General features: G+C 68.3%; 4 protein-coding genes, 1 tRNA gene and 1 pseudogene. 1 reads left to right on the top strand and 5 read right to left on the bottom strand.

Translation table 11 applies throughout. The features are described 5' to 3' along the window. The 5 genes and pseudogenes from VGR06_RS42180 to VGR06_RS42200 form a co-directional block, all read right to left on the bottom strand. Positions 1-333: pseudogene (locus tag VGR06_RS42180) on the bottom strand (hypothetical protein); the annotation flags it as partial. 406 nt (positions 334-739) lie between these two features. Beyond that, entirely contained in the window at positions 740-1,705 is a 966-nt protein-coding gene (locus VGR06_RS42185; protein ID WP_327564879.1) for a hypothetical protein, read from the bottom strand. Positions 1,706-2,633: 928 nt separating this feature from the next. Continuing rightward, complete coding sequence (locus VGR06_RS42190; protein ID WP_327564880.1) at positions 2,634-2,777, bottom strand: hypothetical protein; 144 nt, start codon at positions 2,775-2,777, stop codon at positions 2,634-2,636. Between the two features lie 768 nt (positions 2,778-3,545). After that, a tRNA-Glu gene (locus VGR06_RS42195) sits at positions 3,546-3,621 on the bottom strand. A 91-nt stretch (positions 3,622-3,712) separates the two neighbouring features. Further along, positions 3,713-3,958, bottom strand: coding sequence for a hypothetical protein (locus VGR06_RS42200; RefSeq protein WP_327564881.1), 246 nt, complete (start codon positions 3,956-3,958; stop codon positions 3,713-3,715). Positions 3,959-4,410: 452 nt separating this feature from the next. On the opposite strand from VGR06_RS42200, the gene VGR06_RS42205 reads away from it, so the two are divergent. Next, the coding region (locus VGR06_RS42205) for a heavy metal-associated domain-containing protein (protein ID WP_327564882.1) at positions 4,411-4,622 on the top strand (212 nt) is incomplete at its 3' end.

Genomic DNA, 4,622 nt, shown 5'->3' on the forward strand with positions numbered 1-4,622 from the left:
TATGTTGTCGTACACCGGCTCACCCGGTGTCACGGTGCCGGTCGTCGGATTGCTACCGGCACCCAGCAGCGGCAGGCCGTTCACCGGCAGACCCATGGGAGACCCGCCCGTCCCACCGCCGACCATCGGCAGCGGCAGGCCACCGATCGGCGAACCGGACTGCGGCGCTCCCCCGCCACCGACCAGCGGCAGCGGCAGGCCGCCCACCGGCGACCCGGACGGAGCGCCGCCGGTCGCGAGACCGGTGACACCCGACAGCGCGGAGATGCCCGGCAGCGGGTCCGGCGCCGGGATCGCGGTGGCCGTGGCCGTCAGGCCGACGGAAGCGGTCATGGTGATCACGCTGAGCGCGGTCGCACGCGTCGAGTTCCTCAGCGCGCCGCGGGACAGCGCGTGCCGCGGCCCGGAACGCCTCCGTCCGCGCTTCGCATCCGTTGTCGAAGGATCGGGTGAATCCGAGTGGGCGCTCATCGCCGCCCTTGCGGATGGGGTGCCTGCGCGACCGCGTCGGCCCCAACGGAACATCCTCATCTAGATTGCTCTCCATAATTCAGCCCGCCCATATACAGGCGGGACGCCTTGATGACTTGGGTCGAACAAATGATTTCGGAAATGCCTGACCTGGCACTGCCGCCGGCCAGCTCGACACCGAGCGGCAATTGCGGATCCCGTTTGAGTCCGCCCGCATGTTCCGGCGAGCCGCCTCTTCGGCGGCGTGACCGAAACTCAGGCGCCGACGTCAGGCAGGTGATACCTCAGGATCGTCCGCACGATGACGGAGCGGATAGACACTGTCCGGTGCGATTTCCGCGATGAACGCGTCGTCGCGCGAGTCCCTGCCAGGTAGCACGACGCCACTGGTGGGCCCTCCGGACGAACCGGCGGACGAAGTCCCCGCGCCGGTTCCGGCGGCCGCGAACGGCAGCACCGGAAAGCCGGTCGGGAAGTCATACGGAGAGCCGCTGTCACGGCGCACCGAGGCGCCGGTCGCAGCTGGTGTGGGGGCGGCAGACCCAGCCGGCGCCGCGACGCCGTGCGGGTTCCGGGCGACCGTGGTCGGTGCCGCTTCGGTGGGCGGCTGGGTGGTCCCGACGGCCGTGTCCGGACGCGAAGGCACATCCAAACTTGGCGTTTCGGGCACGACCTCCTGGTCGGTCACGATGGCATCGATCGCCGTGTCCACGTCGGTCGCGGTGCCGCGCAGCACCTCGGCAAGGCCGTCGCCGGCCACCACACCGACGTTGACCGCCACTGCCCTGGTCACCTGGCTGAGCCCGGTGGCCCTGTCCACGTCGGCGACGGGGCGCAACAGCACGTACACCGGGGCCGTCGTTGGACGTTGGACGCTGTCCGCCACGCTGGTCGTCGCCACCGTCTTCTGCGCGGTGTCCACCGCCGCGGTCACCAGGTCCAGCAGCCGGTTGTGTGCCGCCGCCGGCAGGTCGGCAGCGTCCTCCGTGGCGCTCGCGGCAGCGGACCACGACGCGGCGATGGCAAAGCCGCCCAGGAGAAAGGCGCCGAGAAGAACCACACGACGGACGGCGACCAGGCAGGTCGCCCGCCGCGCGGACGAGCACGTCGTGCTCGTCGCATCCGCTCGTCGCGTCAGCACTACCTCTCCTTTGGTGACATCAGCAGCGCGAATTACGTCGCGCATGTCGGTAGGCGGGAGACTATGTCGAAACCTGCCCGTCTCGACGCCCATCCCACGCTAATTCCGTCGACTTCACCCAAAGGTGTCACTGGTCTCATCCGACGAAGACCGACCCACGGTTCACCTGATCGAGATACCGTCCGTGTCAATCCCGTGGCGCCCGCAAGGGGTCACGTCTCAGAATATAAACGCCCCGTAATTGCCCGCCATCCATTGTGGCGAAGTCAGGTGTCACCCTACGGGTCTTGGTCAGCATGTCTTCCGTACCGGCCGCACCCGAGGATCTCGTCCGGCGCGCGTGGCCTGGTCGCGGTCCGGTCGTCGGCTGAGCGATGATCCGTGTGATGCCTGCCACATCACTTGTTCGACGGCGTCGACACCGTGGGCGTAGGCGAGGGTCACCACCTCGGGCGCAACCGCCGGGCACCAACGAGATCACTCAGGTCAAGTCCTGCTGGCGAGTGGATCTGACCGGCGGGGTGGTCACCGGGGACGCCGCATGCCCAGCACAACACCCGCCGCCCACATCGCGGCGGAGCGCGGTGGCGTATGCGTTGACGGTCAAGGAAAATCGCCCCGGCCTGCTCACCCGGACCGCTGCGGTGCTCCCCCGCCCGCCGCACCGGCCGTACTCATGCGTGTTCTCGATCTCATGATCAACCTTCACCAAAGGTGAGCTCGGGCAGCTGCCACGAACCCGTGAGTGCGGTTGATTGACGTCCGAGGACTGGAGCCCAAAACCCAGTGCCACCTATGTGAGAGCACCGGATCCACCCTCGATCCAAATCTTCCTCACCGGCGGACTTATGCGACACAATCGCGCAATTGTCACCTTTGCCGGCGCCACCATTCTCGCCGCTGGCACCGCCCTGCTTCTCCCCATGGCCGCCCAGGCAGCCGTGCCCTGCAACGAGTCGGCGTTGGTCACCGCGGCCAACGCCGCCGGCGGCGGGGCGGTAACCCTGACCCCTGGATGCACCTACACCCCGACCGCCAGCCACGGCAACGACGGCGTGAACGGACCCACCGGACTGCCCCTCATCACCACCCCGATCATCCTTGAGGGCAACGCCAGCACCATCACCCGCGCCACCACAACCAGCACGTTCCGCATCGCACTCAAGGCGATCACCCTCAGCGGTGGCCACCGTCCGGCAACACGCCAATGGTCTCGGTGCCCTCTACAGCACCCAGCACACCGGCCGCGGCGACGTTCACCGGGGTCAGCTCGTCGGTCCGTTGGCCGTTGACACGCTGACAGCACGGCGCGCACAAGCCAAGTTCTGCATGCCGGCGCAGCTGACCGCGCTCGCCGCACGTGGCCACGCCGGCGGCAGCGCGGACACGGCTTCTGCGGGGCTAGCAGGACGGGCCCTGCGGCGGCAAGGTCCTGCACAACCGCGTGTCGGCCCGGCGCACGTCGGCTCGCTCGTGGTCACACCGGCTGTCGATGACACCGGCGGCATCGATCGGCCGCGGGCGTTGACGACCTCCGGCTCCACCGGGCGGAACAGCTGGGTCAAAGGTCGACCGGCGTTGACAGCGAAAGCCCGGGCCACCCGCCGGTTGCCCGCAGACCGACAGCCCGGTCTGCTCCTGGCCTGCCGGGAGGTCAAGAATCGCGGACCTCGGACCGGTTGTCGATGACCACGCTACGTTCGGCACGCCAAGACTGGGAGCTACCGCCAGCACCTGGCCCAGCAGATGCTCCCACCACCCAACGGGCGAGTTGCCGTGACCGCGTGAGCCACCGGGTAGCCCGCTGATCGACCCGCGGGCGCCCAGGGAATTGGCGTACTACCGCCACCTACTCTCGCGCTGGTCTTGACACGCGTTCATGACACAGCGCGATCCAATGTGGAGCTTGAGGAGCGTTTGACCTGATGAACGGTGGTGCTCCCAACGGGATTCGAACCCGCGCTGCCGCCTTGAAAGGGCGGAGTCCTAGGCCGCTAGACGATGGGAGCCCGGAGTTGCCCGCTGTGGAGCACCGAAAGCGTAGGACACGCCACGGGTGCAGCTCAAAGCGGGTTTCGCTCCGGGGCTCCCACCGCGGGTTCAGCGTCGCACCGGCGGCACTCCATCGTCGCCGGGCACGAGGCCTAGCATCTCCAGCAGCTCCCGGCAGTCTTCGACGCCGAGCGCCCCGCGTGCCACGGCCAGTTGGGCCCGGCGCACCTGCTCCTCGGTGACTCTGGCGGTCTCCCCGGTGCGCTGCGTCGGGACTCCGCCCGTGAAGGAGGAGCCGGGGTCGATGCTTTCCTGCTGCAACAGGAAGTGACGTACTTCGGCATGCCCGCTCATGAGGCCTCCCCGGCTTCGGTTTGGCGGTGAGGGTATGAGACCTCACCGGTGTCCCGCAGCCCCCTGTCGAGTGAACCACGAGCGCACTCATAGTCACCAGATCAGCGATCATCCAGTCCGGGCTGGCGCCCCGGCCCGCGGACTCCTCGCCAAATCACCCGATTGGACGAGCGGGTCATGACCGGGCTCGCGAACGAGCCGGTCGCCGGCCCCTTGGGACCCGGTTGGACGGTGGCGCAATCCGGTCGCGGCCGGTGATCATGACCACGAACGGCCACCACCCGCCCAGGGCACCTGGGTATCTCGTGATCGACAAACAGCGGCGGTCGTGACGACGTGTACCCAGCAACCGGGATCTGTACACGAGTGGGGGACGCCGACTTCCTCAAGCGGGCCAGCGGCCGCTCCGACAACACGGTGGGGAGTTCGCGAAGAGAGGACCCATCGTGCCAATGCACACCATCTACACCGTGTACACCGTCGGCGGGATGACCTGCCGCCACTGCGCCGACACGGTCAGCGGCGAACTGTCCGGGATGGACGGCGTCACCGACGTCGCGGTCAACCTCGCCACCGGCGCCGTCACCGTGGCCAGCGCCACCGAGCTCAGCCACCATTTGGTCGAAGCGGCCGTCGCACATGCGGGCTACCAACTCGTCGACTG

The sequence above is a fragment of the Actinophytocola sp. genome (assembly GCF_036002505.1).
Classification (GTDB): Bacteria; Actinomycetota; Actinomycetes; order Mycobacteriales; family Pseudonocardiaceae; genus DASYTH01.

Coding starts and splice junctions, on each gene's coding strand:
- VGR06_RS42185 (WP_327564879.1), bottom strand. CDS start 1,705: ATGGGCGTCGAGACGGGCAGGTTTCGACATAGTCTCCCGCCTACCGAC.
- VGR06_RS42200 (WP_327564881.1), bottom strand. CDS start 3,958: ATGAGCGGGCATGCCGAAGTACGTCACTTCCTGTTGCAGCAGGAAAGC.